General features: G+C 39.8%; 29 protein-coding genes. 5 read left to right on the top strand and 24 right to left on the bottom strand.

What is annotated here, in order from left to right; all coding sequences use genetic code 11:
• Window positions 1–44: 44 nt before the first annotated feature.
• From O2S85_RS09750 to O2S85_RS09780, 7 genes are all read right to left on the bottom strand, one after another.
• Window positions 45–1,187: an acyl-CoA dehydrogenase family protein gene (locus tag O2S85_RS09750; protein WP_269409157.1), complete on the bottom strand. Its 1,143-nt coding sequence runs from the start codon at window positions 1,185–1,187 to the stop codon at window positions 45–47.
• An 88-nt stretch (window positions 1,188–1,275) separates the two neighbouring features.
• Window positions 1,276–1,878 (bottom strand): TetR/AcrR family transcriptional regulator, encoded by a 603-nt coding sequence (locus O2S85_RS09755; RefSeq protein ID WP_269409158.1) that lies wholly within the window; start codon window positions 1,876–1,878, stop codon window positions 1,276–1,278.
• Between the two features lie 196 nt (window positions 1,879–2,074).
• Window positions 2,075–4,525 (bottom strand): DNA topoisomerase IV subunit A, encoded by a 2,451-nt coding sequence (gene parC, locus O2S85_RS09760; protein ID WP_269409159.1) that lies wholly within the window; start codon window positions 4,523–4,525, stop codon window positions 2,075–2,077.
• 76 nt (window positions 4,526–4,601) lie between these two features.
• Window positions 4,602–6,584 (bottom strand): DNA topoisomerase IV subunit B, encoded by a 1,983-nt coding sequence (parE, locus tag O2S85_RS09765; protein ID WP_269412543.1) that lies wholly within the window; start codon window positions 6,582–6,584, stop codon window positions 4,602–4,604.
• Window positions 6,585–6,780: 196 nt separating this feature from the next.
• Window positions 6,781–7,197 carry a CoA-binding protein gene (locus tag O2S85_RS09770; protein ID WP_269409160.1) on the bottom strand — a complete coding sequence of 139 codons (417 nt, stop codon included), beginning with the start codon at window positions 7,195–7,197 and terminating at the stop codon, window positions 6,781–6,783.
• Window positions 7,198–7,209: 12 nt separating this feature from the next.
• Window positions 7,210–8,736 carry an ABC transporter permease/substrate-binding protein gene (locus O2S85_RS09775; protein WP_269409161.1) on the bottom strand — a complete coding sequence of 509 codons (1,527 nt, stop codon included), beginning with the start codon at window positions 8,734–8,736 and terminating at the stop codon, window positions 7,210–7,212.
• A complete protein-coding gene (locus O2S85_RS09780; RefSeq protein ID WP_269409162.1) occupies window positions 8,733–9,800 on the bottom strand; it encodes an ABC transporter ATP-binding protein in 1,068 nt (355 codons plus the stop codon). The genes O2S85_RS09775 and O2S85_RS09780 overlap by 4 nt, the downstream gene beginning before the upstream one ends.
• 241 nt (window positions 9,801–10,041) lie before the next feature.
• Here O2S85_RS09780 and plsY point away from each other — a divergent pair, with 241 nt between their 5' ends.
• The 3 genes from plsY (at window position 10,042) to O2S85_RS09795 (ending at window position 11,338) form a co-directional block, all read left to right on the top strand.
• The gene (gene plsY, locus O2S85_RS09785; protein ID WP_269412544.1) at window positions 10,042–10,626 is read left to right on the top strand and encodes a glycerol-3-phosphate 1-O-acyltransferase PlsY; all 585 of its coding nucleotides are present in this window, start codon (window positions 10,042–10,044) and stop codon (window positions 10,624–10,626) included.
• Window positions 10,627–10,799: 173 nt separating this feature from the next.
• Window positions 10,800–11,033, top strand: coding sequence for a membrane protein insertion efficiency factor YidD (gene yidD / locus O2S85_RS09790; protein WP_269409163.1), 234 nt, complete (start codon window positions 10,800–10,802; stop codon window positions 11,031–11,033).
• A gap of 20 nt (window positions 11,034–11,053) precedes the next feature.
• On the top strand, window positions 11,054–11,338 hold the full coding sequence (locus tag O2S85_RS09795) for a HesB/YadR/YfhF family protein (protein WP_269409164.1): 285 nt from the start codon (window positions 11,054–11,056) through the stop codon (window positions 11,336–11,338).
• A gap of 59 nt (window positions 11,339–11,397) precedes the next feature.
• Here the strand turns inward: O2S85_RS09795 and O2S85_RS09800 are convergent, their stop codons facing one another.
• From O2S85_RS09800 to O2S85_RS09835, 8 genes are all read right to left on the bottom strand, one after another.
• Window positions 11,398–11,697 carry a hypothetical protein gene (locus tag O2S85_RS09800; RefSeq protein WP_269409165.1) on the bottom strand — a complete coding sequence of 100 codons (300 nt, stop codon included), beginning with the start codon at window positions 11,695–11,697 and terminating at the stop codon, window positions 11,398–11,400.
• The gene (locus tag O2S85_RS09805; RefSeq protein ID WP_269409166.1) at window positions 11,697–12,122 is read right to left on the bottom strand and encodes an acyl-CoA thioesterase; all 426 of its coding nucleotides are present in this window, start codon (window positions 12,120–12,122) and stop codon (window positions 11,697–11,699) included. Before O2S85_RS09805 ends, O2S85_RS09800 begins: the two co-directional genes overlap by 1 nt.
• A gap of 174 nt (window positions 12,123–12,296) precedes the next feature.
• Window positions 12,297–12,545, bottom strand: coding sequence for a small acid-soluble spore protein Tlp (gene tlp, locus O2S85_RS09810; protein ID WP_269409167.1), 249 nt, complete (start codon window positions 12,543–12,545; stop codon window positions 12,297–12,299).
• 99 nt (window positions 12,546–12,644) lie between these two features.
• A complete protein-coding gene (locus O2S85_RS09815; protein ID WP_269409168.1) occupies window positions 12,645–12,845 on the bottom strand; it encodes an FbpB family small basic protein in 201 nt (66 codons plus the stop codon).
• Window positions 12,846–12,863: 18 nt separating this feature from the next.
• Window positions 12,864–13,469, bottom strand: a complete 606-nt coding sequence (locus tag O2S85_RS09820) for a redoxin domain-containing protein (protein WP_269409169.1) — start codon at window positions 13,467–13,469, stop codon at window positions 12,864–12,866.
• A 177-nt stretch (window positions 13,470–13,646) separates the two neighbouring features.
• On the bottom strand, window positions 13,647–16,382 hold the full coding sequence (acnA, locus tag O2S85_RS09825; RefSeq protein ID WP_269409170.1) for an aconitate hydratase AcnA: 2,736 nt from the start codon (window positions 16,380–16,382) through the stop codon (window positions 13,647–13,649).
• A 243-nt stretch (window positions 16,383–16,625) separates the two neighbouring features.
• Window positions 16,626–17,186: an ATP-binding protein gene (locus tag O2S85_RS09830; RefSeq protein WP_269409171.1), complete on the bottom strand. Its 561-nt coding sequence runs from the start codon at window positions 17,184–17,186 to the stop codon at window positions 16,626–16,628.
• A gap of 14 nt (window positions 17,187–17,200) precedes the next feature.
• On the bottom strand, window positions 17,201–17,734 hold the full coding sequence (locus tag O2S85_RS09835) for a PAS domain S-box protein (RefSeq protein ID WP_269409172.1): 534 nt from the start codon (window positions 17,732–17,734) through the stop codon (window positions 17,201–17,203).
• Window positions 17,735–17,981: 247 nt separating this feature from the next.
• Between O2S85_RS09835 and O2S85_RS09840 the strand changes: the two genes are divergently transcribed.
• Window positions 17,982–18,464, top strand: coding sequence for a DUF2621 domain-containing protein (locus O2S85_RS09840; RefSeq protein WP_269409173.1), 483 nt, complete (start codon window positions 17,982–17,984; stop codon window positions 18,462–18,464).
• 101 nt (window positions 18,465–18,565) lie between these two features.
• On the opposite strand, the gene O2S85_RS09845 is transcribed toward O2S85_RS09840, so the two are convergent.
• From O2S85_RS09845 to O2S85_RS09875, 7 genes are all read right to left on the bottom strand, one after another.
• Window positions 18,566–19,042 carry a CcdC family protein gene (locus O2S85_RS09845; protein ID WP_269409174.1) on the bottom strand — a complete coding sequence of 159 codons (477 nt, stop codon included), beginning with the start codon at window positions 19,040–19,042 and terminating at the stop codon, window positions 18,566–18,568.
• A gap of 150 nt (window positions 19,043–19,192) precedes the next feature.
• Window positions 19,193–19,897 carry a cytochrome c biogenesis CcdA family protein gene (locus tag O2S85_RS09850; protein ID WP_269409175.1) on the bottom strand — a complete coding sequence of 235 codons (705 nt, stop codon included), beginning with the start codon at window positions 19,895–19,897 and terminating at the stop codon, window positions 19,193–19,195.
• 367 nt (window positions 19,898–20,264) lie between these two features.
• Entirely contained in the window at window positions 20,265–20,489 is a 225-nt protein-coding gene (locus tag O2S85_RS09855) for a YneF family protein (protein WP_269409176.1), read from the bottom strand.
• A 44-nt stretch (window positions 20,490–20,533) separates the two neighbouring features.
• Window positions 20,534–20,992, bottom strand: a complete 459-nt coding sequence (gene sirA / locus O2S85_RS09860; protein ID WP_269409177.1) for a sporulation inhibitor of replication protein SirA — start codon at window positions 20,990–20,992, stop codon at window positions 20,534–20,536.
• A gap of 166 nt (window positions 20,993–21,158) precedes the next feature.
• Window positions 21,159–23,162 (bottom strand): transketolase, encoded by a 2,004-nt coding sequence (tkt, locus tag O2S85_RS09865; protein WP_269409178.1) that lies wholly within the window; start codon window positions 23,160–23,162, stop codon window positions 21,159–21,161.
• A 176-nt stretch (window positions 23,163–23,338) separates the two neighbouring features.
• A complete protein-coding gene (locus O2S85_RS09870) occupies window positions 23,339–23,572 on the bottom strand; it encodes a DUF896 domain-containing protein (RefSeq protein ID WP_269409179.1) in 234 nt (77 codons plus the stop codon).
• Between the two features lie 88 nt (window positions 23,573–23,660).
• Window positions 23,661–24,299, bottom strand: a complete 639-nt coding sequence (locus tag O2S85_RS09875) for a YneB family resolvase-like protein (protein WP_269409180.1) — start codon at window positions 24,297–24,299, stop codon at window positions 23,661–23,663.
• A gap of 294 nt (window positions 24,300–24,593) precedes the next feature.
• Here O2S85_RS09875 and lexA point away from each other — a divergent pair, with 294 nt between their 5' ends.
• Window positions 24,594–25,217 (top strand): transcriptional repressor LexA, encoded by a 624-nt coding sequence (gene lexA, locus O2S85_RS09880; RefSeq protein ID WP_269409181.1) that lies wholly within the window; start codon window positions 24,594–24,596, stop codon window positions 25,215–25,217.
• A gap of 49 nt (window positions 25,218–25,266) precedes the next feature.
• Here lexA and O2S85_RS09885 read toward each other — a convergent pair whose 3' ends face one another.
• On the bottom strand, window positions 25,267–25,404 hold the full coding sequence (locus O2S85_RS09885; RefSeq protein ID WP_269409182.1) for a hypothetical protein: 138 nt from the start codon (window positions 25,402–25,404) through the stop codon (window positions 25,267–25,269).
• A 98-nt stretch (window positions 25,405–25,502) separates the two neighbouring features.
• The gene (locus tag O2S85_RS09890; protein ID WP_269409183.1) at window positions 25,503–25,838 is read right to left on the bottom strand and encodes a hypothetical protein; all 336 of its coding nucleotides are present in this window, start codon (window positions 25,836–25,838) and stop codon (window positions 25,503–25,505) included.
• Window positions 25,839–26,061 lie beyond the last annotated feature (223 nt).

Here is a 26,061-nt window from a genome sequence, read left to right on the forward strand (position 1 = left end):
CCTCCTATTCTATGTTTCTAAACTACGCGCCCGTTAAAATATGTCTAGCAGCCTAGTTGTCTGGCAATAACAAGACGTTGAATCTCTGACGTGCCTTCCCCAATTTCTAATAGTTTGGCATCACGAAGATAGCGTTCTACTTCATATTCACGCATGTAACCATAACCGCCGAGGATTTGAATAGCCTGGTTAGCTGAGCGAACTGCAGTTTCTGTTGCATACAGTTTGGCAAAGGCGGCTTCCTTTGTAAACGGTTTCCCTTGATCTTTTAACCAGGCAGCCTTGTGTACGATATTCCGTGCCAATTCTACTTCCATCGCCATATCAGCAAGCTTGAACTGGATGGCCTGAAAGTTGGAAATCGGTTGGCCAAATTGCTTGCGTTCTTTTGCATATAGTAATGCTTTTTCGAGTGACGCCTGGGCTATTCCCAGACCAAGTGCTCCAATCGAAATACGACCACCATCAAGTGTATGAAGAAACTGCTTGAATCCTTTTTCCGGGTCACCTAATAGATTTTTTCGAGGTACGCGAACATGATCCAAAACAATCTCACCTGTATCTGAACCGCGAACACCCATTTTATCATAATTGTTTTTCGTTGTAACACCCTCAGCATCCGCGGGTACAATAATGGCACTGATAATATTTTTGCCGCGCTCATCCTTACCGGTAACCGCAGTCACAATAATTGTCTTGGCATAATTACAGTTAGTGATAAAGCATTTTTCTCCATTAATGACATAATCATCACCATCAATCGTTGCGGTTGTCTTAGTACCGCCAGCATCTGAGCCGGCATTTGGTTCAGTTAAGCCAAATGAGCCTAACGCTTCCCCTTCAGCAAGCGGTTTCAAAAATGTTTGCTTTTGCTCTTCGGTACCAAAATAATAAAGTGGACTTGCACCAAGTGAAACCGCAGCAGCATAACTTAATCCTGTACTGCCACAAACCCGGGCAACTTCTTCGACTGCAAGCGCATAAGAAATTGTATCACCGCCTGAACCACCATATTCTTCTGGAAATGGAATCCCTAATAAACCAAGTTCACCCATTTGCTTAAAAATATCTGATGGAAATACCGCTTCCTTATCAATCTCAATGGCCCGGGGCCTAATAACAGCTTCCGCAAAGTCACGCACCATTTTCTTAATCATCTGTTGTTCTTTCGTTAGTTCAAAATTCATACTAAACCTCCTGTAGTTACAACCGCAAGACCGACTGGTTGGTCTGCATGGCTGTTAAAAAATGAAAGCCACTACTTCCACTTATTTATCAGATTTCAAAATCAATATCCGGCGGTTGTTCCTCTAATCGTATCGCATGTAGGATCAAGTCAACAAATATGTCACCAATTTCATCAATGGTTTTCGCCCCTGATCGCTGATACCACATATACGTCCAGTTTACCATGCCTAAAATAGCCATTCCAGTGATTTCAACGGAGAGATCTGAACGAAATTCCTCACATGTCTTGCCTTCTTGAATGGTTTTGAAAATGATTTGTTTGAATTGATCCCGTTTTTTCTTAACAAGAATTTCATAATCTGGTTTCAAATAAATGGTTTCCCGATAAAAAACAGTAATGTGTGCCTGATATAGATCAAATGCTTTCACAAAATCCTTGATAATGACCCTTAATTTGGCGGTTGGCGATTGATGCGCTTCATTTGCCATCTTTGCCTTATCTAAAACGTATGTAATAAACGTGTCGTGAATAACAAATAATAATTCGTCCTTTGATGTAAAATGATGATAAAAACCACCCTTGGAAGTGCCAGCTTCTTCAACAATCTGGTTAACAGTCGCCCCATGAAATCCTTCTTGTTCAAAGAGTTGCAATGATGCCTGGATGATCCTGTTTCGTAAATCTGCCATAGAACCTCCTTCTTTATATCGCTTACATTTACTTTATCATAATCTTGTTCGTGCATAAAGCATTTTGAGAAAATTATTTCAAGGGGGGGTAGTTCAAAAACTCCGGTGACACCTCGAAGGAAGATCTTTCGCTCAAGTTACCCATGTTCTGTGGAAGCTGGCCGAAGTATAATACTCCGGCCATTTCACCTGGTAATTATTCGGTTTGATCAGCAAATGGTTGTTGATAGGTCGCCTTCTTCCAGACATCGACAACCTCTCCCTCAGTATCTGTATCTATTACAAACGATCCATTACTGTAGCGATCACTTGCTGATAGTTCCAATGGGTATAGACTGTGTACTTTTTCATTATTTGTTTTAAAACAAATTTCATCTTTCTCATAGATAGCAAAAGCCCCACGTACACGATGTGCTTTTGATTTTAATTCCCGCAGCATAACCAGTCCGCGCTTTGCTCTGGTGGCTTTTTCAAATTCTTTTAGTTTCATTCGTTTGCATGCACCACGCTGGGTCACTAACACGAGGGAAGGATCTGCTAAATCATCGAACACTTGCCCACTTACAACGAATTCGTCTTGTTTCAACTGGATTGCTTTGACACCTGCAGCCCGCTGACCGACGGGTGTTACCTCTGACTCATGATACCATAGTCCATATCCTTTATTGGATGTAACAAAAATATCGGAATGCCCTTTTGTCTGGTATACATTAATCAATTCATCATCATTTTTTAAGTTGATTGCAATCAATGCTTTTGAATTGCGTTGCGCCTTATACAGTTTTAATTCACTGCGTTTTACCATGCCATTTTTTGTAAAGAAAACAAGAAAGCTATCGTCGGGAAATTCACGAACTGGAATAGTTTGAATAATTCGTTCATCTTTATCAATGGTAACCATATTGGAGATGTGCTGCCCTATGTCCTTCCAGCGAATATCCGGCAACTCATGAACGGGGAAATAAATATACTTACCTTTATTGGTAAACAATAGTAATTTATCGGTTGTGTTTAGCTCTAATAACCCGACTAGATGATCCTCTTCCTTGATGGCAAAATCCTCACCGTTTGATGCTCCGTACGATCTTAGGCTTGTCCGTTTGATATAGCCATCTCTCGTTATTGATACAAGTACATCCTCACTCGCGACCATTACCTCGATATTAATCTTTAATTCTTCAATTTTGTTCTCTATTTTAGTGCGACGCTGATCTGCATATGTTTTCTTTAATTTCCGCAAATCTGCTTTAATCGTTTGCAGTAATTTCTTTTCATTCGCCAAAACAGCTTCTAACTCAGTAATTTTTTTGCGTAATTCGTCAGCTTCTTTTTCCAGCTGGGTAATATCAGTATTGGTTAGCCGATATAATTGCAGCATGACGATTGCCTCTGCTTGTGCCTCGGAAAAACCATATGCTGCCATAATTCGTTTTTTGGCATCTCCTTTATCTTTTGATGCCCGGATTGTAGCAATTAGTTCATCCAAAATCGAAATGGCTTTTATTAATCCTTCAACAATGTGAGCCCGTTCATTTGCCTTTTTCAACTCATATTTGGTCTGTCTGGTTACTACATCTTTTTGATGATCAACATAGGCATCAAGCATCTGTGGCAGTGATAATAGTTTTGGTGTTTTATCTTGAATGGCAACCATATTGAAATGATACGTCACTTGTAAATCCGTATTTTTATACAGATAATGCAAGACGCCATCACTATCCACATCTTTTTTGAGTTCAATAACAATCCTTAATCCGGTTCGATCAGTCTCATCCCGAACTTCGGCGATCCCTTCCACCTTTCGATCAATCCGCAGTTCATCCATTTTTTTTACCATGTTCGCTTTGTTTACCTCGTATGGGATCTCATCGATGACAATTTGCTCACGGTTGCCCCGAATCGTCTCGACTTGTGCCCTTCCCCGAACAATAACTTTTCCTTTACCAGTTTCATATGCCCTTTTAATCCCGTCAATTCCTTGAATAATTCCGCCGGTAGGGAAATCCGGGCCTTTGATGACGTCCATTAATTCGTCCACGGTAACAGATGGCTTGTCAATTTTTTTGATAACCGCATCGATTACTTCAGCTAAGTTATGCGGTGGGATGTCTGTAGCATACCCGGATGAAATCCCGGTTGAACCATTAACCAGCAAATTCGGAAATTTGGCTGGTAAGACAACAGGTTCCTGAATGGTGTCATCAAAGTTCGGAATAAAATCGACCGTCGCTTTGTCAATATCACGAAGCAATTCAGAAGCGATGCTTGACAGTCTTGCTTCCGTATAACGCATAGCAGCAGGCGGATCTCCATCAATACTACCGTTATTCCCATGCATTTCGACTAATACATTACGCACTTTCCATTCCTGACTTAAGCGGACCATCGCCTCGTAAACCGATGAGTCCCCGTGTGGATGATAATTTCCGATTACTGTTCCAACGGTTTTGGCAGACTTTCGGAAATTTTTATCGTGTGTATTTTTTTCCTCGTTCATGGCATATAAAATTCGGCGCTGCACCGGTTTCAAACCGTCTCTGGCATCGGGTAATGCGCGATCTTGAATAATATATTTACTGTATCTTCCAAATCGGTCCCCAATCACTTCTTCAAGTGGCAGGTCCAAATATTTTTCTGGTTGTACCAAACCAACCCCCCCTTAAACATTTATCGAAATATAAATTCCTTTGTTTGCTGCTTTGTACCAGTTAACCGAGTGTATATTATGTGTGGATTTTATCATTTTCCAAAATATTGTTGTCTTCGTTCATGCTGAATTCGACGTGGCTTTCGATCCATTTTCTTCTTGGCTCGACTTTATCTCCCATTAGCGTGGTAACCCGTCGTTCCGCTCTGGCCAAATCCTCAATGGTAACCCGGATGAGAGTGCGCGTTTCCGGGTTCATTGTCGTTTCCCACAATTGGTCGGCATTCATTTCACCAAGACCTTTATAGCGCTGAATCGTATAGCCATTTTTCAATTGCTTTAATTCTTTCTGTAATTCATCGTCATCCCAGGCATACTTGATTTGTTCTTTTTTTCCTTTTCCCTTGGAGATTTTGTATAAAGGTGGCAATGCAATATAAACACGGCCAGCTTCGACTAGTGGGCGCATATAACGATAGAAAAAAGTTAGCAGTAATACCTGAATATGGGCGCCATCGGTATCGGCATCCGTCATAATAATAATCTTATCGTATTGGACATCGTCTAAATCAAAATCGCCGCCAACACCAGCACCAATCGTATGAATAATGGTGGAGATTTCCTCATTTTTAAATACATCCTGCAGGTTCGCCTTTTCCGTGTTAATAACCTTTCCTCTAAGTGGAAGAACCGCCTGGAATTTACGGTCTCGTCCCTGTTTTGCTGACCCTCCGGCCGAGTCACCCTCAACTAAATATAGTTCGTTTTTCCTTGGATTTTTGGACTGTGCGGGAGTTAATTTACCGCTTAATATGGCATCTTTACGCTTTTTTTTCTTACCGGATCTTGCATCTTCACGGGCCTTTCTGGCAGCAACCCGGGCTTCCTTGGCTTTGATGGCTTTTTTTATCAGCAAACCAGCGACATCCGGGTTCTCTTCCAGAAAGTATGATAGTTTCTCGGAGACAACAGCATCAACAGCGGATCTTGCTTCCGATGTTCCCAATTTACCTTTTGTTTGTCCTTCGAATTGCAGTTTTTCCTCAGGGATTCGCGTCGATATAATGGCCGTTAAGCCTTCACGGATATCGGTCCCCTCCAAGTTTTTATCCTTTTCCTTTAATAACTGTGTTTTTCTGGCATAATCATTAAACACCCGGGTCATAGCACTTCTTGCCCCGGATTCATGAGTCCCGCCGTCTTTGGTCCTGACATGGTTAACAAAGGATAACATACTTTCCGCATAGCCATCGTTGAACTGAAATGCAAAATCAACTTCGATACCTTGTTGTTCTCCTTCAAAGGAAACAACTTGATGTAATGTATCCTTTTCTTCATTCAAATAAGCAACAAATGATTCCAAACCATCGGGATACTGAAAAGTTTCCTGTTGCCTTTCCCGTTCGTCCACCAGCTCCATTTTTAGCCCTTTTAGTAGAAATGCTGCCTCCCGTAACCTTTCCGAAAGCGTTTCAAAGTTAAATACAGTCGTGGAGAAAATAGTCACATCCGGTTTGAAATGAACAATGGAACCCTGCTTCCTTGTAGTACCCCGCTGCTCTAGTTTACCAACCGTTTTTCCACCGTTCTCAAAGCGGAGAGAATAGATGTGTCCATCACGAAAACTTGTTACTTCCAACCACTCTGACAGGGCGTTGACTACTGATGCTCCAACACCATGCAGTCCGCCGCTTGTTTTATATCCGCCCTGTCCGAACTTACCGCCGGCATGGAGAATAGTAAATATAACCTCAATCGTGGACCTGCCGCTGTTGTGCGTCCCGGCTGGTATTCCTCGCCCGCTATCCTCGACAGAAATGCTATTGTCTTTATGTATGGTCACTTTAATTTGGTTTCCGTACCCTGCCAGAGCTTCGTCAACCGCATTATCCACAATTTCAAACACCAAATGATGGAGCCCTCGGGCATCGGTACTCCCAATATACATTCCGGGCCGTTTCCTTACTGCTTCCAGCCCCTCTAAAATTTGAATTGAATCATCCGAATATTGTAATGGTTGTTTAACCAAACCACACCCTGCTCCTTCCTCACAATACATAATTGGAACAAATGTTTGTTTTATAAACATACACTATATCACCTATAGCGTCAACAATCAAAAAAGCCTATTGTCTGTAGGCTTTCAACTTAGACTTTATATAGTATACTACAATCAAAATCAGAATGTATAGCTATTCCTAGTTAGCAGAGGTAAAAGCACAAGCAAGGATGGCTTTATGCAGCCATCCTTGCTACTATTTATTTCCTACCAAGACAGCGTGTGCTACCTTGATACAAAGATCCATCATGACAGTAAAACCTCGTTCATGCAAATAATCATACGCTTCTTGATTGGCTATCCCCTGCTGTGCCCAAAATACTTTTGCATCAGTTTGGGCCGCTTCCCTGGCAATTGCAGGAAGATACTCTGGCCTGCGAAAAACATTAATAATATCAATTTTTTCCGGAACATCTGTCAAAGCGGGGTAAGCCTTTTCGCCCAAAACCTTCTCCACCGTTGGATTAACCGGAATAATTCGGTACCCCTGCTCCTGCATGATTTTAGAAATTTGATAAGAGGTGCGTTCTGGATTATCAGAAAGCCCGACAACGGCAATCGTTTTTGCTTCCTCAAGCACCTGTTTTATCGTTTCATTTGCTGGGTTTTCCATTATATACACTCCTTATTTCTTTAATAATCCATGCTTAACCAGGAAGTCTTCAGCTACTTTTTTCGGTGAAGTATCTTCATAATCCACTTGATAATTCATTTCCCGCATTTGTTCATCCGTAATTTTCCCACCAAGCTGATTTAAAATATCTTCCAGTTCCGGATATTTGTTCAATGTTTCCTGACGCATTAACGGTGCACCCTGATATGGCGGAAATAAATGTTTTGGATCATCCAGGGACACTAATCCCAATTCTACCATATAACTATCGGTTGCATAAGCATCAATGACGTCAACTTCGCCTTTTTCCAGGGCACGCTGACGAATCCCCGGTTCCATTGTTTGGACATTTCCAATCGACAAGTCGTAAACATCCTGCATCCCGACATACCCATCATAACGATCTTTGAATTCAAGGGTAAATCCTGCAGTAAGTGTATCTTCTACACCTTGCAAATCGTCAATCGACTGTAAGTTATGTTGCTTAGCGAAGTCTTTTGTTACCGCAACTGTATACGTGTTGTTGTATTCCATCGGCTCAAGAAACGCCATGTCATATTGCTCTTGCATCCCCCGTTTTGCTTGGTCATAAACTTCCCGGGCATGATTGCTTTTTGCCTGCTGATCTAAATGGGTAACAATTGCCGTTCCAGTAAATTCCGGAAATATATCAATATCTCCTTGCTGTAGGGCACTAAATACAAAAGCTGTTTTTCCCAATCCCGGCTCCAATTTCACGTGTAAATCAGTGTTTTCTTCTATTAGTAGTTTATACATATTAATCAATATTTCTGGCTCGGCGCCCAATTTCCCACCAATGACCAGGTCGGGCTTTTTTTCGGTATGAATGATAAATGGGGAAACAACGACAAGCACCGCAATCAGCAACATGGCAATAAACGATTTGAAACCAGCTCTTTTGGAAATGCGTTCGAACCCGCGTAAGATAAAATCAAGTAAAATCGCAAGCAGTGCTGCCGGTATTGCGCCTAATAGGATGAGGTTAATATCTGCCCCACGATCAAGGCCCAATAGGATAAGTTCACCTAACCCCCCGGCACCAATCAGCGCAGCGATGGTTGTGGTGCCAACAATTAAAACCATTGATGTACGGATGCCAGCCATAATAACCGGCATCGCAATTGGTAATTCCACCTTTGTCAATCGTTTGAATGAATTCATTCCCATCCCGGTTGCTGCTTCCTTTAGCGCTGGATCAACCTCATTAATACCCGTATATGTATTCCGTAAAATTGGTAATAGACCATAGGCAATTAATGCAACAATAGCTGGAACTGTCCCGATACCCAATAATGGGATAAGAAATGCCAACACAGCCAAACTTGGGATCGTCTGCATAATGGCCGCAATCCCAATGATTGGCTCCGCGATCCGCCGGTAACGGGTTAAGATTAAACCTAATGGGCCGGCAATGACAATAGCAATAATTAAAGAAAGCAGTGAAATTTGTAAATGCTCCCAAATGCTTTCCAGTAATACATCCTGACGCTTTTCAAAAATAGCAATAAAATCTTTCACTGGTAAATCACCCCGTTTTCCATTTTTGTTTTACTTTTGAGAAAACGGACAATATCTTTGTAGGACAACACACCTACCAGCTTTTGTTCTTTAATCACTGGGAATAGAGTCTGATCACTGGACTGAATGATTTCTGTTGCTTTGTATAGAGGCAAATCATTCGCCAACGTTTGTACTTCCCAACGGATACCATTTATGACGGCACCACGGTACATATTATGTTCATCTCTGATCATATAAGTTCCCTCAGAAGGATAGGACTTCTCGGCAAACATTTTTTCTGTGATAACCCGGTCATTGGATTGGTCAGCGATGACATCAACCGCTGTTTGCCATGGTGATTTACGTTCACCAATAAAATCTTTCACAAACGTTGTTGCTGGATGTAAAATCAATTGCTGAGGTTTATCAATTTGTACAACCTGTCCATCCCGCATCAGGCATACTCTGTCACCAATTGCCATTGCCTCATCCATATCATGTGTTACAAATACAATTGTCTTTTTAATCTCTTTTTGCAAGGAGCGAATATCATGCTGTAACTGGTCGCGGCTAATCGGATCCAACGCACTGAATGGTTCATCCATTAAAATAATGTCGGGATCAGCTGCCAGTGCCCGGATAACACCAATCCGCTGCTGTTGGCCGCCTGATAATTCGCTGGGCATGCGTTTTAAATATGTATCTGGATTAAGCCCAACCATTTCCAGTAAATCCCGGCAGCGCTCGCGGATTTTTTTGCGTTTCCAATTTTTCATTTCCGGGACGACTGCAATATTTTCCTCAATAGTCAGATGCGGAAACAGTGCGATTTCCTGCAATACATAACCAATGTTCCAGCGTAATTCATGAATATTGTATTCGTTTATATGTCTGTTCTGTATATATATGGATCCTGATGTTGGCTCGATCAGCCGATTAATCATTTTCATTGTTGTCGTTTTCCCACATCCACTGGGACCGATCAATGTCATTAATTCTCCCTTGTTCACCTTCAAAGATAAATTTTTTACCGCCTCCGTTCCATCATCATACATTTTATGGATCTCTCTGAATTCAATCACAATTTCCCTCCTATCACTTCCCATTACTATTTCCGATACCCATTTTGTTGGAATTCAAACCTGTTAAGAACATTTGGGTTGTATTGGACTCTATTATTCCCATGGCGAACAAATATTGATGAAAGTTATTATTTTTTGGTTCTTTCCCTAATCAGTTCATGATAAAATAAACTATACTATATGATTATGTTTAAATATTTGTTCAACTCTTTTGAACATTATAAAGAGAGAAGGAATCATGATGGATTATGTTATATTCGGTATCATTGCATACTTGCTGGGATCTATACCATTTGGCGTGATAGTCGGAAAAGTAGGCTACGGCATAGATGTCCGCGGGCATGGCAGTGGTAACCTTGGGGCAACGAACACCTTTCGTGTTTTAGGGATAAAGGCAGGAACAATTGTTGTTGTAGCCGATATCTTAAAAGGAACACTGGCAACCTTGATTCCGTTGTTTTTTGATGCGGATGTTCACCGTCTGGCGATTGGGTTGTTTGCTGTTATCGGTCATACGTATCCCCTGTTTGCCAAATTTAAAGGGGGAAAAGCTGTGGCCACGTCCGGCGGGATTATTCTGGGTGTCAGTCCTATCATTTTTGTTATTATGGTTTTAACATTTTTGTTGACACTCTATCTTTCTAAATATGTCTCACTTTCATCCATGGTTACCGGTATTGTTGCATTCATCTTCGCAATCCTGCTTAAGGAAGATATCTTTCTGATTATTGCAGTAGCCATATTAACCATTTTCGTCTGTTATCGTCACAAAGAAAATATTAAACGGATTAAGAATAAAACCGAACCGAAAATTAAATGGATGTGATGGTAAATTTATCAGTCGCATAAATCAATCAATTGAATATTACCAAGGTGTCCCGTATACTTTAATTGTAAGTTAAGTACGGCTGGTGGCTGCAAATCTTTATAAAAATATCTTCTGTTTTAATATTTACTAACATAGTTTTTCTCTATGGTAAAGACGAAGAAGGAAATGTTATGAAATATATTCTTATCGGATTGATCAAATTTTATCGGAAAGCAATTAGCCCATTTAGACCACCATCTTGCCGGTTTTACCCAACATGTTCTGAGTATGGTCTAGAGGCAGTCAAACGTTTTGGTGCAATCAAGGGTGGCTATTTAACGATCAAGCGAATCAGTAGATGTCATCCGTTGCACCCTGGTGGTGTTGATTTGGTTCCGGAAAAGAAAGAAAACAATCAGAAGTAACTTTGGGGAGTGCATCGATTTTGAACTTATATGTAACTGAAGATGTGGCGAAATGGTATAAGCAAGAATTTGATCTTGATGAACCTGCATATTTCCGCTTTTATATTCGATACGGTTCCGGAGGACATATTCCTGGTTTCTCACTAGGAATACGAATAGATTCGCCTAAAGAAACATGTGCCAGCGCTATTGTCAATGACATAACGTTTTTTATTGAAACGGATGATGCCTGGTATTTTTCCGGCAAGGATTTGCATGTAACGTGGGATGAGCATCAACAGGAACCGAAATTTGTATATAAATAAATCACATCCATCAAAAGTGGAAGTTCCATTACCAAGCGCTTCCACTTTTATAGATTAGGTTATAAATTAAATTGTTTTAGTTGGTCCCACTGTTGTTCTTGTTGCAAGATATATTTCTGTTTTTCTCCAAACAAATCAAAATGTGGAAAATCTTCTTCCCGATCGATCCATGCTGCCTGTAAACCGTATTTCTGTCCCCAAGCAGCCAACTTTTCCCTGTTGCTGCAGCCAACTTTTGTGACGGTATAACAGCCTGGAAACCGTGGGTCCTGCCAATAATGTGTCAAAAAAGCAATCTCTCCGCGCGAAACTCTGTTTTTCCAGTCCATTAGCTCTTTTCGTTTGATACCGAAAGCCATCAGGAATCTCCATCTATTTGTTTGGAGTATGTCTCATGCCAGTCCGGAAACTTCCTGCGTAATGATAACGGGCGGAAACTGTCCTTTTTGACAATAACGTGTTCCGTTGTCCCACTTACAGCAACATTATCTTCTCCGTCCAAAATTTCATAGGCATAAACCGTTCGCAACCCATCATATTTTGCAAGCCAAGTTTCAACGTATGCATCCTCACCATATCGAATTGGCTTTTTATAGGAAATTTCTGCATTGGTTACGGGAGCTAAAATACCTTGTGCTTCCATTTCTTCGTAGTTCAACCCAATGCTTTCAACAAATTTCGTCCTGCCAATTTCAAACCAGGTTAAATAATTGGCATGATAGACAACGCCCATTTGATCTGTTTCCGCATATCTTACCTCGATTGGTGTACGTACCTTGTTCAATGCCAAAATCCTCCTTCATTACGAGCACTACATTATATTTTATCATAGGTTATCTACTAATGAATGCGAGATGCATTGTGGTCTTTTCTGTGATAGAGGTTTTACACTTGAGCGATGAACGTACACCAGCAAAAAACCTGGAATTATAAGGCATTCCAGGTTTTTTGAACATCATTATTGTTCATACTTTTCTTCATCAGCTATTTCGGCACGCATGCCTTTAACAGCTTCTTCGCGACGTTCATTTTTTGCTTTTATCTGTTGTTTTTGTTCAGCAGATGAGAATTCCATGGATTCATTTGCTTCTTCCATATTTTCCATAGTGTTATCGATCGCATCTCTTAACTTTGCTGCATTATCACTACGGTCATCTGGCTTTGGTTTGTTTGAATGATTGTCCGCCATGTTCAAATTCCTTTCCATGTGATATTTCTCCATTATCGTTTGCAGTTAATAATGGAAGTATACAAAAAGCTCTTCCTTTTGTTGAACCCAAAAGTCAAGAGCTTCTGAAATTGTTGCTTATTTTTTTACTTTCTTTAAAAACTTTTCACGCTTGGATTCCAGGTTTTGCTCAATTTTTTCCATGAGTAACTGATCCTGCATGATTTGTCTGCGATTCTCAATAACTAACTCATCGAATGAAAGTTTTTTCTTTAAAGAAATAGTAATCCACTCCTTTTTGTTAGGGACGTTCCCCTGTTTTATTAGCAGTATTACCATTTCTTTAGAAAATTATTATCATTTAAGCGATTGGAGCATGTCATTCATAAAATCATATGTCATTGGGCCGCTTTTTGCTGGCTGTTGGATTTTTCCATCTGTACCAATAAAATAGGTTGTTGGTATTCCGATGGTCGTATAAGTATTACTTGCGGACAAATCTTTATCGAGATAGATCGGAAAAGTATAATCATATTTATCAATGAATTTCGGGACATCCGATTCTTTATTTTCCGTACCGGTTAGATTAACAGCAACAATTTCCACATCATCTTTATGTTCATCATAAAACTTTTGCAAATCTGGCATTTCCTCTTTACATGGTGGACACCAGGTTGCCCAAAAATTTAAGAATACTTTTTTTCCCTTTAAATCCGATAACTTTATTGCCTGCCCCTCAAGTGTTTCCAATTCAATATCTGGAGCCATACTACCTGGTTCAAGGTTGCTTGTGCTATCCGGGGATACAATTGCAGCTCCATCTTCCGTTTCCATGTCATCATTTACAGTTACTGTCTTTTCGTTCTTATCTTCCTTGGACTGATCATTATCCCTTTGTGTAAAGTTGAAAATCAGTATCCCCGCAAGCAATGCAATCACAGCTATTCCAAGTATTTGTTTCATCAGGTTGTCTCTCCTTAATCAATCGTTAACCTCTCATTTGTAAGTATGCAGACAATCTTAACACTTGTAAAGTGAACAGACTATATTAAAAGCCCCTGCACATTCATCATCATATGCAGGGGCTTATTTTATATGAACCAAGCTTTTAATCGAGAAATTTTGCGTTAATGCATTGTATTATTTTTTGGCGAATTCCTCACTATCACTTGCCAACTTATCGCGCAGTACCATTTGTAAAATACCACCATGACGATAATAATCAATTTCAACTTCACTATCGAAACGAGCAATGGCTTGGAATTCAGTCTTCTTGCCATTTTCATCAACAGCAGTAACTGTTACAAGGTCATGTGGCTGAACCGTCTCGTCAATGTCAACAGTAAATGTTTCTTTACCAGTCAACCCTAATTTATCGGCATTTTGACCTTTTTCAAATTGTAATGGCAAGACGCCCATCATCACCAGGTTGGAGCGATGGATACGTTCAAAGCTTTCAGCAATGACGGTTTTAATTCCGAGCAGGATCGTTCCTTTGGCAGCCCAGTCACGAGAAGAGCCCATGCCATAATCTTTGCCGCCCATAACAAGCAAACCGGTACCGTCTTGCTCATACTTCATGGCAGCATCATAGATCGGCATCACTTCTTCGGTAGGCCAGTAAGTTGTATAGCCGCCTTCTGTTCCAGGTGCAAGCAGATTGCGAATCCGGATATTGGCAAATGTACCACGCATCATTACCTCATGGTTACCACGTCTTGAACCATATGAGTTAAAATTCCTTGGTGAAACCCCTTTGCTTTGCAGATATTGACCAGCAGGCATATCTTTAGCAATTGCTCCAGCAGGTGAGATGTGGTCAGTTGTTACGGAATCACCAAATTTGCCGATCGCCCGCAAATTGCTCAATGGTTGAACCGAACCTGCATCTTTTGATAAACCTTCAAAGAACGGCGGATTTTGAATATATGTTGAGTTTTCATCCCATTCAAATAATGGTTCATCCGTTGTTTCGATTTCGTTCCATTTTTCATTAGAATTGAAGACATTTTCATATTCTTTACGGAAGATTTCCGGTGTCACAACACTTTCTACTTGCTCTTTGATTTCTTCCATTGTTGGCCAGATATCTTTCATATAGACGGGTTTACCATCCTGATCTGTACCAAGTGCCTCAGTTGTCAGATCAATGTCAACTGTTCCAGCCAGTGCATAAGCAACAACTAATGGTGGTGAAGCCAAATAGTTAGCTTTTACTAATGGGTGAATCCTTCCTTCAAAGTTACGGTTACCTGATAATACGGAGGCAACAGTTAAATCGTTTTTGGAAATAGCTGCTTCAATTTCCTCACGTAATGGACCGGAGTTACCGATACACGTTGTGCAGCCGTAGCCGACCAGGTTAAACCCAATTTGATCGAGGTATTGCTGTAAACCAGAATCGTCCAGATAACGTGTTACAACTTTAGATCCTGGTGCCAGGGAAGTTTTGACATACTCTGGAACACGCAAGCCTTTTTCAACTGCCTTTTTGGCAACCAAACCGGCACCAAGCATAACATATGGGTTGGATGTATTCGTACATGATGTAATCGCTGCGATAGCAATGGCACCTGTTCTCATAACAGAAGATTTACCATTTGGATGGTCAATAGTAACTTCTTTATCGAATTCAGATTTATCCAGTCCAAGTCCCTGGTTACCTGCAGGAGCTGTAACTGCTTTGTTAAATTCCTTCTTCATGTTTGATAATGGAATCAAATCCTGTGGACGTTTAGGACCAGACAGGTTTGGTTCCAGTTCAGACAGATTAATTTCCACAAGTTCAGTATATTCCGGATCCGCCTGATCAGGAGAATACCATAAATTATTTTCTTTGCAATACTTTTCAACAAGGGCAATATGTTCTTCACTGCGTCCAGTTAACCGTAAATAGCTTAATGATTCCTCGTCTACAGGGAAGAAACCACATGTAGCACCATATTCCGGAGCCATGTTGGAAATGGTTGCCCGGTCAGCAAGTGGCATATCCTTTAGTCCCGGTCCAAAGTATTCAACAAACTTGCCGACAACATTTTTCTCACGCAATGTTTGCGTTACTTTCAATGCCAAGTCGGTTGCAGTTGTTCCTTGTGGGAAACTGCCGGTAAACTTAACCCCAATTACCTCTGGTGCAGGGAAATAAGATGGCTGGCCAAGCATACCTGCCTCTGCTTCAATACCACCTACACCCCAGCCAAGTACACCTAAACCGTTAATCATTGTAGTATGGGAATCCGTGCCTACTAATGTATCCGGGAATGCATCATATGTGCCGTCTTCATTTTCCAAACCATGTACAACGCTTGCGATATATTCCAGATTGACCTGGTGGACAATTCCGGTTGCTGGTGGAACAGCCCGGTAATTTTCAAACGCTTTTTGTGCCCAGTTTAAGAAATGATAACGTTCAGCATTACGCTCAAATTCAAGTTCCATATTCGCCTTTAATGCATTGGGTGTTCCGTATTGATCAACTTGTACCGAGTGGTCAATAACCAAATCAACCGGTACCTCCGGATTAATCTTATTCGGTTCACCACCCATATCGACCATTGCTTTACGTAATGATGCTAGATCGACAACAGCGGGAACACCAGTGAAGTCCTGTAAAATAACGCGTGAAGGTTTAAACGGTACGTCTACCCCTTCCCCATCTTTTGTTCCCCATTTTGCCAAACCTTTGACATGTTCATCTTTAATGACACGTCCATCATGCTGGCGGATAAGTGATTCCAATAACACGCGGACGGAAAACGGTAACCGTGTAACATCTCCCAATCCGGCATTTTCCAGTGCTTTTAAATGATAGTAGTTATACGTTTTTCCATTTAATTCGAATTGCTTCTTCGCATCGAATGCATTTTGTTTGGTCATGTAAGCTTAACCCCTTTCTTCTGTTCTGACCATTCCCCAAAGTAGATTAATAGTCCATACACATCTATTATATAGTAAATGATTTGTATCAAAAAAAGCAACTAATAGCGACTTTACATCATATAGTAAAAATTTATGTAAAATGATAACAAATACTTATCAAACGGACCAAAATCGGTAACCAAATGGTGTGTGTTCATCATTCTATCAGCCGGTGTAATAATAAGTGGCAGACCAAACTTATTATTCTATCCTTGGTAGAACAGCGCTGAACGTACTTCCCTTATCGGCATTTCTTACAATTTTCAAGCAAGCTTGATGTTGGTCCAAAATCTGCTTGGTGATCATTAATCCTAATCCGGTGCCATTCTGTTTGGTGGTGAAAAAAGGTTCGCCCAGCTTATGTATGATTTCCTCTGGTACACCTGGGCCTTGGTCAACAACATCAATCACTACGTTGGTCTCCGTTTGATATGTAAATAATTGAATCGTTCCGCCCTCATCCATTGCTTCAATAGCATTTTTAATAAGATTAATGAATACCTGTTTCATTTGCGATCGGTCACAATGAATAAAGACATCTTGCAGCGGATCCCACTCAAACGTAATCTTTTTCAATTTTGCTTGCGGTTTTAGTAATTCAATCACATCTTGTAACATCTTTGCTACGGATTCCTTTTGCTTTTTATCGGTCAATGGTTTGGAGATAAACAAAAGTTCCGAAGTAATGGTCTCCATTTTTTCAATTTCATCGACCATAATTTTATAATATTCATCTTTTCGGTTAACTCCCGCCTGCAACAACTGGATAAATCCCTTTAACGAGGTGAGCGGATTGCGAAAACCCCGGCAGCCAATTGTCCGGCAATGGACATCTGTTCCGAACGAATCATCATTTCTTCCATTTCTTTTTTGTCCGAAATATCCCTCAACGTGGATATATAATATATCTTCCCATCATCATTTTTCACCCTGCCCACCTTGCATTCGGTCCAGATATATTTCCCATCCTTAGCTTTGACATGAATATTAAACGGTTTTTCATTCCCGGACAAATCGCTGAAATGGTTTTTGATATATTCGGAATCCTTTGGTGAAATTTGCTCATACCAAAAAGTTCCTTGAAATTCTGCTGTCTTATACCCCAGTAATTGTTCAACAGACTTCGATACAAAACATACTTTTCCACTGTTATCCCAAACGGTGATCAAATCGCTTTGATGACAGTCAATCCAATCAACCATCGATTTAGGCAGACTGGCTATATCCGGAAACACGAGATCATTATGGTTGTTTTCTGTACATCCCGTTGTTTCCATACTTGCTTCACTATTTTTTGTTTCTTGTTTCATAACTTTACCCCCTTTTGCAAATTCCAACATATCTCCCCTTTATCATTACTCATATGTTTTGTCTCTAGCAATTATGACACTTGTTTGTCATGAAAACTGCTATTATAATAATAGTAGCTGTAATGCACCAAACAACAAAAATTAAAAATGAAAGCACCAAGTATTTGTATCTTACTATAAAAATCAAAAAAAATAAATCATTGCAATTGTTTACATAATAGTACAGACATTAAATGAAGGTGATAATATGTCAATATTTATGGATTATTTTATTATTTTATGGGGAATATTGCTGATTACTTTAATGGCAATTGGCGGATTTTTTATGTTCCGGAAATTTTTAAAACGGCTGCCAAAAGAGGATGGAAATTCGATACTTGATTGGGAAGAATATTATATGGAATTAACCCGGCATATGTGGGGAGCTGATGAGAAAAAATTACTGGAAGAATTGGTTTCACCTGTACCGGAATTGTTCCGTGATGTGGCAAGGCAGAAGATTGCCAGTAAAATTGGTGAGGTTGCATTGGAAAAACAGCAAAGCAAAATAACCCGCGATGTACTGATAGAGGGCTATATCATTGCTACACCAAAACGAGATCATAAGTTTTTGCGAAAAACATTGCGCAAAAAAAATATTGATGTGACACCATACGAGCCCTTGTTTGAACTGTCCCCCAAAGAATATCGGGATGGGGTTCGTGATCGTTATGCCAAAAAGAAATCATAGTTAAGATAGCGGTATACCGAACCAGGTTAATATGGCTGCAATTTTATATTCATATTTTTTTGACAAAATAAAAACACGACCGTAAATGTGCGGGCGTGTTTTTATACTTCTTGATATTTCAGGTGTTGTTCCAATTTTTTATATTTATAAAGCATGGCCAGCCGCCAGGAAACAATCATACCGAACGCAAGCAAAAAGAACATTCCGCTCGTTTCTCCCAACGAAATCGTACTGCCGATAATCAATTTAATCACCATACGTACCGCTAGCAGACCAAATAAAATAAAAACGAATGATCTGGACGGGATCAGGTAAATGTCATCCTCTTTAATTTCAAATTTCGATGTTTTAATTAGAAATATCGAAAATATCATCCCAACTATTAATGCTTCCAACACTTGTACCCATGGAACCCGAAATTCCGGAATAAAAAACATACAGGCACCCGTGCTCATAAAAATCGGTGGTAAAATAATTTTTTTCACTGACGCCGGCTTTTTTGAAGCCTTCAAGCGAACAAATATCATGGTAATAGCCATAAAACAGGCAACAAGCGTACTTGCTATAACCCAAAACATGTAAATCAACTCTTTCTTAGGTTACGAATTTATCCAATATGAACAGCAATTATAACCTTTTCCGTCTGCAGTTTGAACCTTGTGCAGATCTAAGTTTACATATGAATAGATATAGTTATATAATAATACAGTTTAATGGAAAAATCCATTTTAAAAACCAGTAAAACCGAACCAGCCGGCTAAGAATGACGTTAATTTAGTCATTAGGTCAAAAAACAAAGCTATTCCCATAAAAATCATAATATACCCACCAATTTTTACCAGAATGGGACTATTACGTTTGATCCAGTTCAATTTACCAATAAAGAAAGATAAAATCAGAAATGGAAGTGAAAAACCTAAGATATAACCGATCATCATTATCATACCAATATCCGGGTTCTGGGCTGCCAAAGTAATGACAATTCCTAAAATCGGACCCATGCATGGTTGCCATCCCAATGAAAAAGCAAGTCCTATCAGAAAAGAACCAATATAACCAGCTGGGCGATTTTTAAACGTAATCCTCCTGTCCTTCATCAAGAAATCAAATCGGAGTATACCAACAATCACCAGGCCGAAAAAGACAATCAGAATCGCACCAATTTGACGAATGACATCTTTATAAGTGATTAGGAATTCGGATATGGCGGAAGTTGCAAACCCTAACGTAATAAAGACACAGGAAAAACCCAGCAAGAAGAAAATGGTATGTAAAACACTTTTCGTATTAAATTTTTTACTATCATCCTTTAAATCCGATACACTCATACCTGTTATATAGGATAAAAAGGCTGGATAAAGTGGAAGTACACAGGGTGAAATAAAGGATAAAAATCCGGCACCGAATGCAATAAAAATGTTTATATCAGACATAATAATCCTCCCAGCAACCTTTTACTTCTTCATTTTACCAGATTCTGACCTGTGGCAAAGCATTTGAATTTGACAATTAACCAAAACTTTTCGGGCTCATGTTTTGAAGTAGGTTATTTTATTATATGATCATCATTTTATCTGCAATGATTTTTTGTTATTTGGATTCGTTTTTAATTCAAGAATAACATTTTCCGGATCAATTATTCTCCAACTGATATCAAAAGCCACTTCCTTCTGTCTTTCACCGAACAGAAAAAGTGGCTTCCAAGAATAACCATATATTTGTATAATGGCTAAGAAAAAATCAAATATGAATTCCGGCAATAAATGCAATTACAAAACGTTTTATCTTTTTAAGGAAACGTTATTTTTTCTCCTGCTGATTATTCATTGCACGCATCATTTGATTGATTTTCTTCTGTGATGGTTTCTGACCCATTTGCATCATTAGTGTTCGAAGCATTTGCTCATTAATTGGCGGGTTCTTCTTCAAATAATTCATCAAATATTTTCTGGCGATAAAAAATCCAAGAGCGACACCAGCAATTAGAGCAACAATAGCAATTAACACGACCCAAATTGTGCTCATGCAAGCTTTCCTCCTTCAAGTTGTCTCCCATACAGTATAGTAAATCAAGAGGAAGAATACAATACTTGTCCATGCAAATGCGCGCTTTCTGTAGGAACAGGGTCTACCCATCCATAATTACCCCAGTCGTTGCGAATGGTAAACAAGAACGGATAAAATGTTCGAAGCGCCGGGAACAATAAATCTTCCGCATCGTGTAAAGTGTCACACCGAAAGTTTATCTGTTTTTCGTACATATGTAAAACAATATGTGACGATTCACCGCTTATTTCCACATACGTACCATGGTCGATAAGTGTTTGCTGTGGTTGCAAGTTACGTTTTAAGTGGGTTACCAATGAGGCGGTGGAAAAAGCATTGGTTATAAAATGGTATTGTTTGTGAAGATCCGCATCTTCTGCATGATTCTTATACTCCTTAAAAAAACGATATAATATGCCACTGTTATGGAAATATCGATAGGCAAATTCTTTCTTGATCCAATAGATCGAATAATGTCCCAATGAAATCCCTCCTCTTTTATTCTATTATACGCACGCTCTATGAAAATAATGTCAATCCGTGAAGCAAAATAATACTAGTTTTGTCGAGCGGCATAAAAGTAGAGGAAAGATTAAAAAAACAGGTACCCCGGCACAAAAGCAGGTTACCTGTTTTTACTTTCGCTATTTATTTTACTAGTTTTTCGACTTCCTCAACAACACGGTTAACTGTAAACCCATATTCTTCAATGACTGTTTCCCCTTTTGCGGAGGCACCAAAACGGTCAATGCCAAGTACTGTTCCATGATCACCGACATAACGATCCCAGCCAAATGCGGAGGCCATTTCGATGCCAATACGAGCTTTTACATCTTTTGGAATGACTTCGTTCTTATATGCATCATCTTGTTGTTCGAAACGATCCCATGAAGGCATGCTGACAACACTTACGTCAATGCCTTTTGCTTGTAACGTCTCCTTTGCTTCGACAGCCAATTGCACTTCTGAACCGGTTGCAAGCAGTAGCGCATCTGGTGTATCCTTGGTTGCTTTACTGATCACATATGCACCTTTCTTAACACCTTCATACGCACGTTCTTTTGTACCTTCCAGGGTTGGCAATCCCTGTCTTGTCAGCACAAGAGCCGTTGGCTGATCATGTGATTCGAGTGCCAGACGCCATGCAGCTTGTGTTTCATTACCATCTGCCGGCCGGATTAAAGAAAGTCCTGGCATAGCTCGCATCGCAGCCAATTGTTCGATCGGTTCATGCGTCGGACCATCTTCCCCAACTGCAATCGAATCATGAGTGAATACATATGTTACCGGCATATGCATAATCGATGCCAGACGAACAGCTGGACGTAAATAGTCACTAAACACAAAGAATGTGCCGGCAAATACTTTCAATCCGCCATGTAATGCCATTCCGTTCAAAGCTGCTGCCATTGCGTGTTCCCGAACACCAAACCAAATATTGCGTCCCGCATAATCATTACGCGAAAAATCCGCTTCTTCTTTTATCGTTGTCTTATTGGAACCGGCTAAATCAGCACTTCCGCCAAAGAAATATGGTACGGATTTGGCAATCGCGTTTAACACCTCTCCAGAAGAAGCCCTTGTAGCCAATTTATCTTTTCCCGGTTCATATACTGGAAGATCTTTATCCCAATTTGCAGGCAACTCACCTTTCATCGCTTTCTCAAGTTGATCAGCCAATTCAGGATATACTTCTTTATATTTAGCAAATAGGTCATTCCAAGCTTGTTCTGTTTTTTCACCTTTTTTAACGATTTTTTCATTAAAGTCGGCGTACACTTCTTCTGGAACGTGGAATGCGTCATGCTCCCACTGATAAAATTCTTTCGTTAATTTTGCTTCATCGGAACCGAGTGGAGCGCCGTGAGAAGCTGCGGAATTTGATTTATTCGGTGCTCCATACCCGATAACAGTTTTAACCTCAATTAACGTTGGCTGATCGGTAATTTCCTTCGCCTCGGTAATTGCCTGCCGCAACGCATTCACATCATTACCATCCTCTACCGTCATCACATGCCAGCCATACGCTTTAAAACGCTCTTGGGTATTATCGGAAAAGGAGCGGTTTAGTTCACCGTCCAGGGAAATATCATTCGAATCATATAGAGCAATTAATTTACCTAAACGAAGATGTCCGGCTAAAGATGCTGCTTCATGTGAAATGCCTTCCATCAGATCGCCATCACTGACTAATGCGTAAGTATAATGATCGATTATATCAAAATCATCTTTATTATAAGTGGCTGCCAGATGTGCTTCAGCCATTGCCATACCAACCGACATGGCAATTCCTTGTCCTAATGGGCCTGTTGTTGCTTCTACACCGTCTGTATGATGGACTTCCGGATGTCCCGGTGTTTTGGAGCCCCACTGACGAAAACCTTTTAAATCATCGATGGATACATCATAGCCGGATAAATGTAATAAACCATATAACAGCATTGAACCATGTCCTGCTGAAAGAACAAAACGATCGCGGTTAAACCATTTTGAATGTTTCGGGTTATGATTCATAAAATCAGTCCATAATGTATATGCCATCGGTGCTGCACCCATTGGCAAACCAGGATGGCCGGAATTAGCATTCTCAATGGCATCAATTGCTAATGTACGTATTGTATTAATGGATAATTGTTCTACATTTTTTGACATGCGTGCTCTCCTTCCGTTTCTACAAATAATTGTATCTCTTCCTATTCTATAATGAAGTTCATATTCTCACAAGTATAAGGGGATGTTCAAAAAGTCCAAGTGACCTTTGCATTAAAGGACCCAGACTAAGTGCCCGATCCTCTTTGTCCTTTTTTGAACACGTTTTATCATGTTAATTAGTGCTTCTTTTCTCGCTCTTGCATATCACGTAATTTTTGCGGAGTCACGTCATTACCTGCAGGATCCACAACTGTCATTGATTTTAACTGGTTTTTAAACGATTTACGGACGTTTTGCAAATATTCCTGTCTTAGCGCTTGACGTTCTTTTTGCTCTTTATCAGTTAATCCTGCTGTTTTCGCTTTATGAGCCAATTCATTAATTCGATTCAGCTTTTCTTTTGATATCATAAAAGAGATCCTCCTCCAAAGCATGTAAGAACCAAGGACAAACCTACATGTCCTTGGTTTCCCATCATACCCTTCCTGGCAAGTACTTTCAAGTGTTGAGATGCTCCTTATACCTTCTATGTACCGTTGCTTTGGAGACGGAATATCCCATCCCGTTTAATGTATGAGCGATTTCTTCAAAAGTTAGCTTCTTTTGCCGTAACCGTATTACTTCTTCAATTGGAAAAGTTTTTCGTTCCCGTCCTGGTGCCTGATTTCGATTGGTCAGATTTTTACTCGGATCATACCCTTCACTGATTGCCTTTCTCATGCCACGTTTAATTTTGCTATTGTGGATCTGGCGCTGGTATTCCTCGACAATACCAACAATCTTTAGAACCATGGAATCTGATTCCGACAGTTCCAGCTGTCCCCCATGAATCGCCGTATAAATAGAAATGTTGAGTTTGCTTAACTGGTGAAATAAAGCGATTTTCGTATTGCCTCTCCCCAACCTCGTTTCATCTTGAATGAGTAAACAATCTGCCTTGTCGGCTGAAAAGAGGTCAAGCAATTGAAATATACCGTCCCGATCAATTGCATATCCACTTGCCTGTTCTGCAATGACTTGAACAACCGAAAAATCATAAGCTTTTGCAAGTTGTAAAAGCTCTTGTTTTTGCCTGTTTAATGATGTTTCCTGTGTCTCCTTATTCGTACTAATCCGGCAGTATAGAATCGCCCTCACTTAAAAACACCTTCATCCTTTATTATAACCTATGCACTCATAATTAGGGAAAAATATAAAAACCCTAATGTGAAAGCAAAAGTCACTAAATAGAATACATCGGTCTTGGTAAGTTTTTCAAACATATCAATCCGCTCCTTCTCAACAAATAAGAACTATTGTTCGCTGTAGTTAATAATTAGTTTATATCAGAACATACGATCTTGTCAACATTTTTTCGAACGAATGTTTGATAAATTTATACTACAATGATAAACTAGTATTAATAAATCCTATGCGAGAGGAGTTAGTTCCATGACCAAGCTGTCCAAAAGACAACAGATGATCCTGGATTTCATTAAAGATGAGGTTAACAAGAAAGGGTATCCGCCATCTGTCCGCGAAATAGCAGGTGCTGTTGGGCTTGCATCGAGTTCAACAGTTCACGGCCATTTGGCAAGAATTGAAAGTAAAGGTTATATTCGACGTGACCCTACCAAACCAAGGGCCATTGAAATTTTAGATCCATTTGAAGAAAACAATATTCCAAAAGATGAAGCGCGATATGCTCCGGTTATTGGTAAAGTTACAGCTGGTATCCCGATTACTGCAGTCGAAAATATTGAAGAGTTCATTCCACTGCCAAGTTCAAGCGCAGGACCGGATGAGAGTTTATATGTGCTGGTCATCGAAGGGGAAAGTATGATTGAAGCCGGTATATTGGATGGGGATAAAGTCATCGTCAAACAACAAAACACTGCCCAAAACGGTGACATTGTGGTAGCCATGACTGATGAGGATGAAGCAACAGTTAAACGATTTTTCAAGGAAAAAGACCATATCCGCCTGCAACCGGAAAATGCAACAATGGAACCGTTAATCTATCAAAATGTAACGCTTTTGGGTAAAGTAATTGGATTGTATCGGAACATTCATTAAAAAGACCCCTTGATACGTTATCAATGTATCAAGGGGTCTTACTACAATACTATTTTAACAAACCAATCCAATCCGTTCCTGTTAATTGACCACTTACAACAATACCTGCAACAAACAGGATCATGGTTATTGTAACAAACAAATAACATTCGAGCGATTCTTTCCAATATGGTTTGTTCTTTTTCATAATTATTACCCTCCATACTTGATACATATCATGAATAAACAATAAAAACTTAATCCTGGCAGAAAGCTAAAAGCACCAAGTTAAGATTTGATTTCGTATCAGGAGAGGTAATTTGATTGATACTTCTTTACGTCCAAAAACCCATACGATTCCATATCATGGGGGAGAAAATGGAATGAACGGATGATAGGTGCAGGATAATATACAATCGTTTTGTAAGGATGAGAAATTAAATCCGTTTTATATTCGTGCACAACCGGGAGTGTAGGAGTTTCCGTTATATGAGCGGCGTTGATATCTGATACGGTAGTTGCTGCACCAATTGCCGGCTCATCAATTGAGCTTACATCTATTTGTGATGTCATGTACATCGATTGACCTATTGCAAAAAACATCAACAACATGAATGCTATTGTAGCTATTTTTTGCCTCACCTTGCATCCCCCATTCCAGCAACCGGTTTTAAAAAACGGATATGTTTATTCTACCATGTAATTCATCGTTTTGGAACGTTTGCAGAATCCCCTGCTTGTAATGAATGGATGTATGATATATGAGACAATCTATTTTTTGACGTTCTTTATTTCCACTAATCATTATTTTAGTGCATGTTCAAAAAGGAGGATAAAAATGACCGAGAAGTTCTAGGCGGCGTAG

Origin of the sequence: Lentibacillus daqui, assembly GCF_027186265.1 — a bacterium.
GTDB lineage: Bacteria > Bacillota > Bacilli > Bacillales > Amphibacillaceae > Lentibacillus_C > Lentibacillus_C daqui.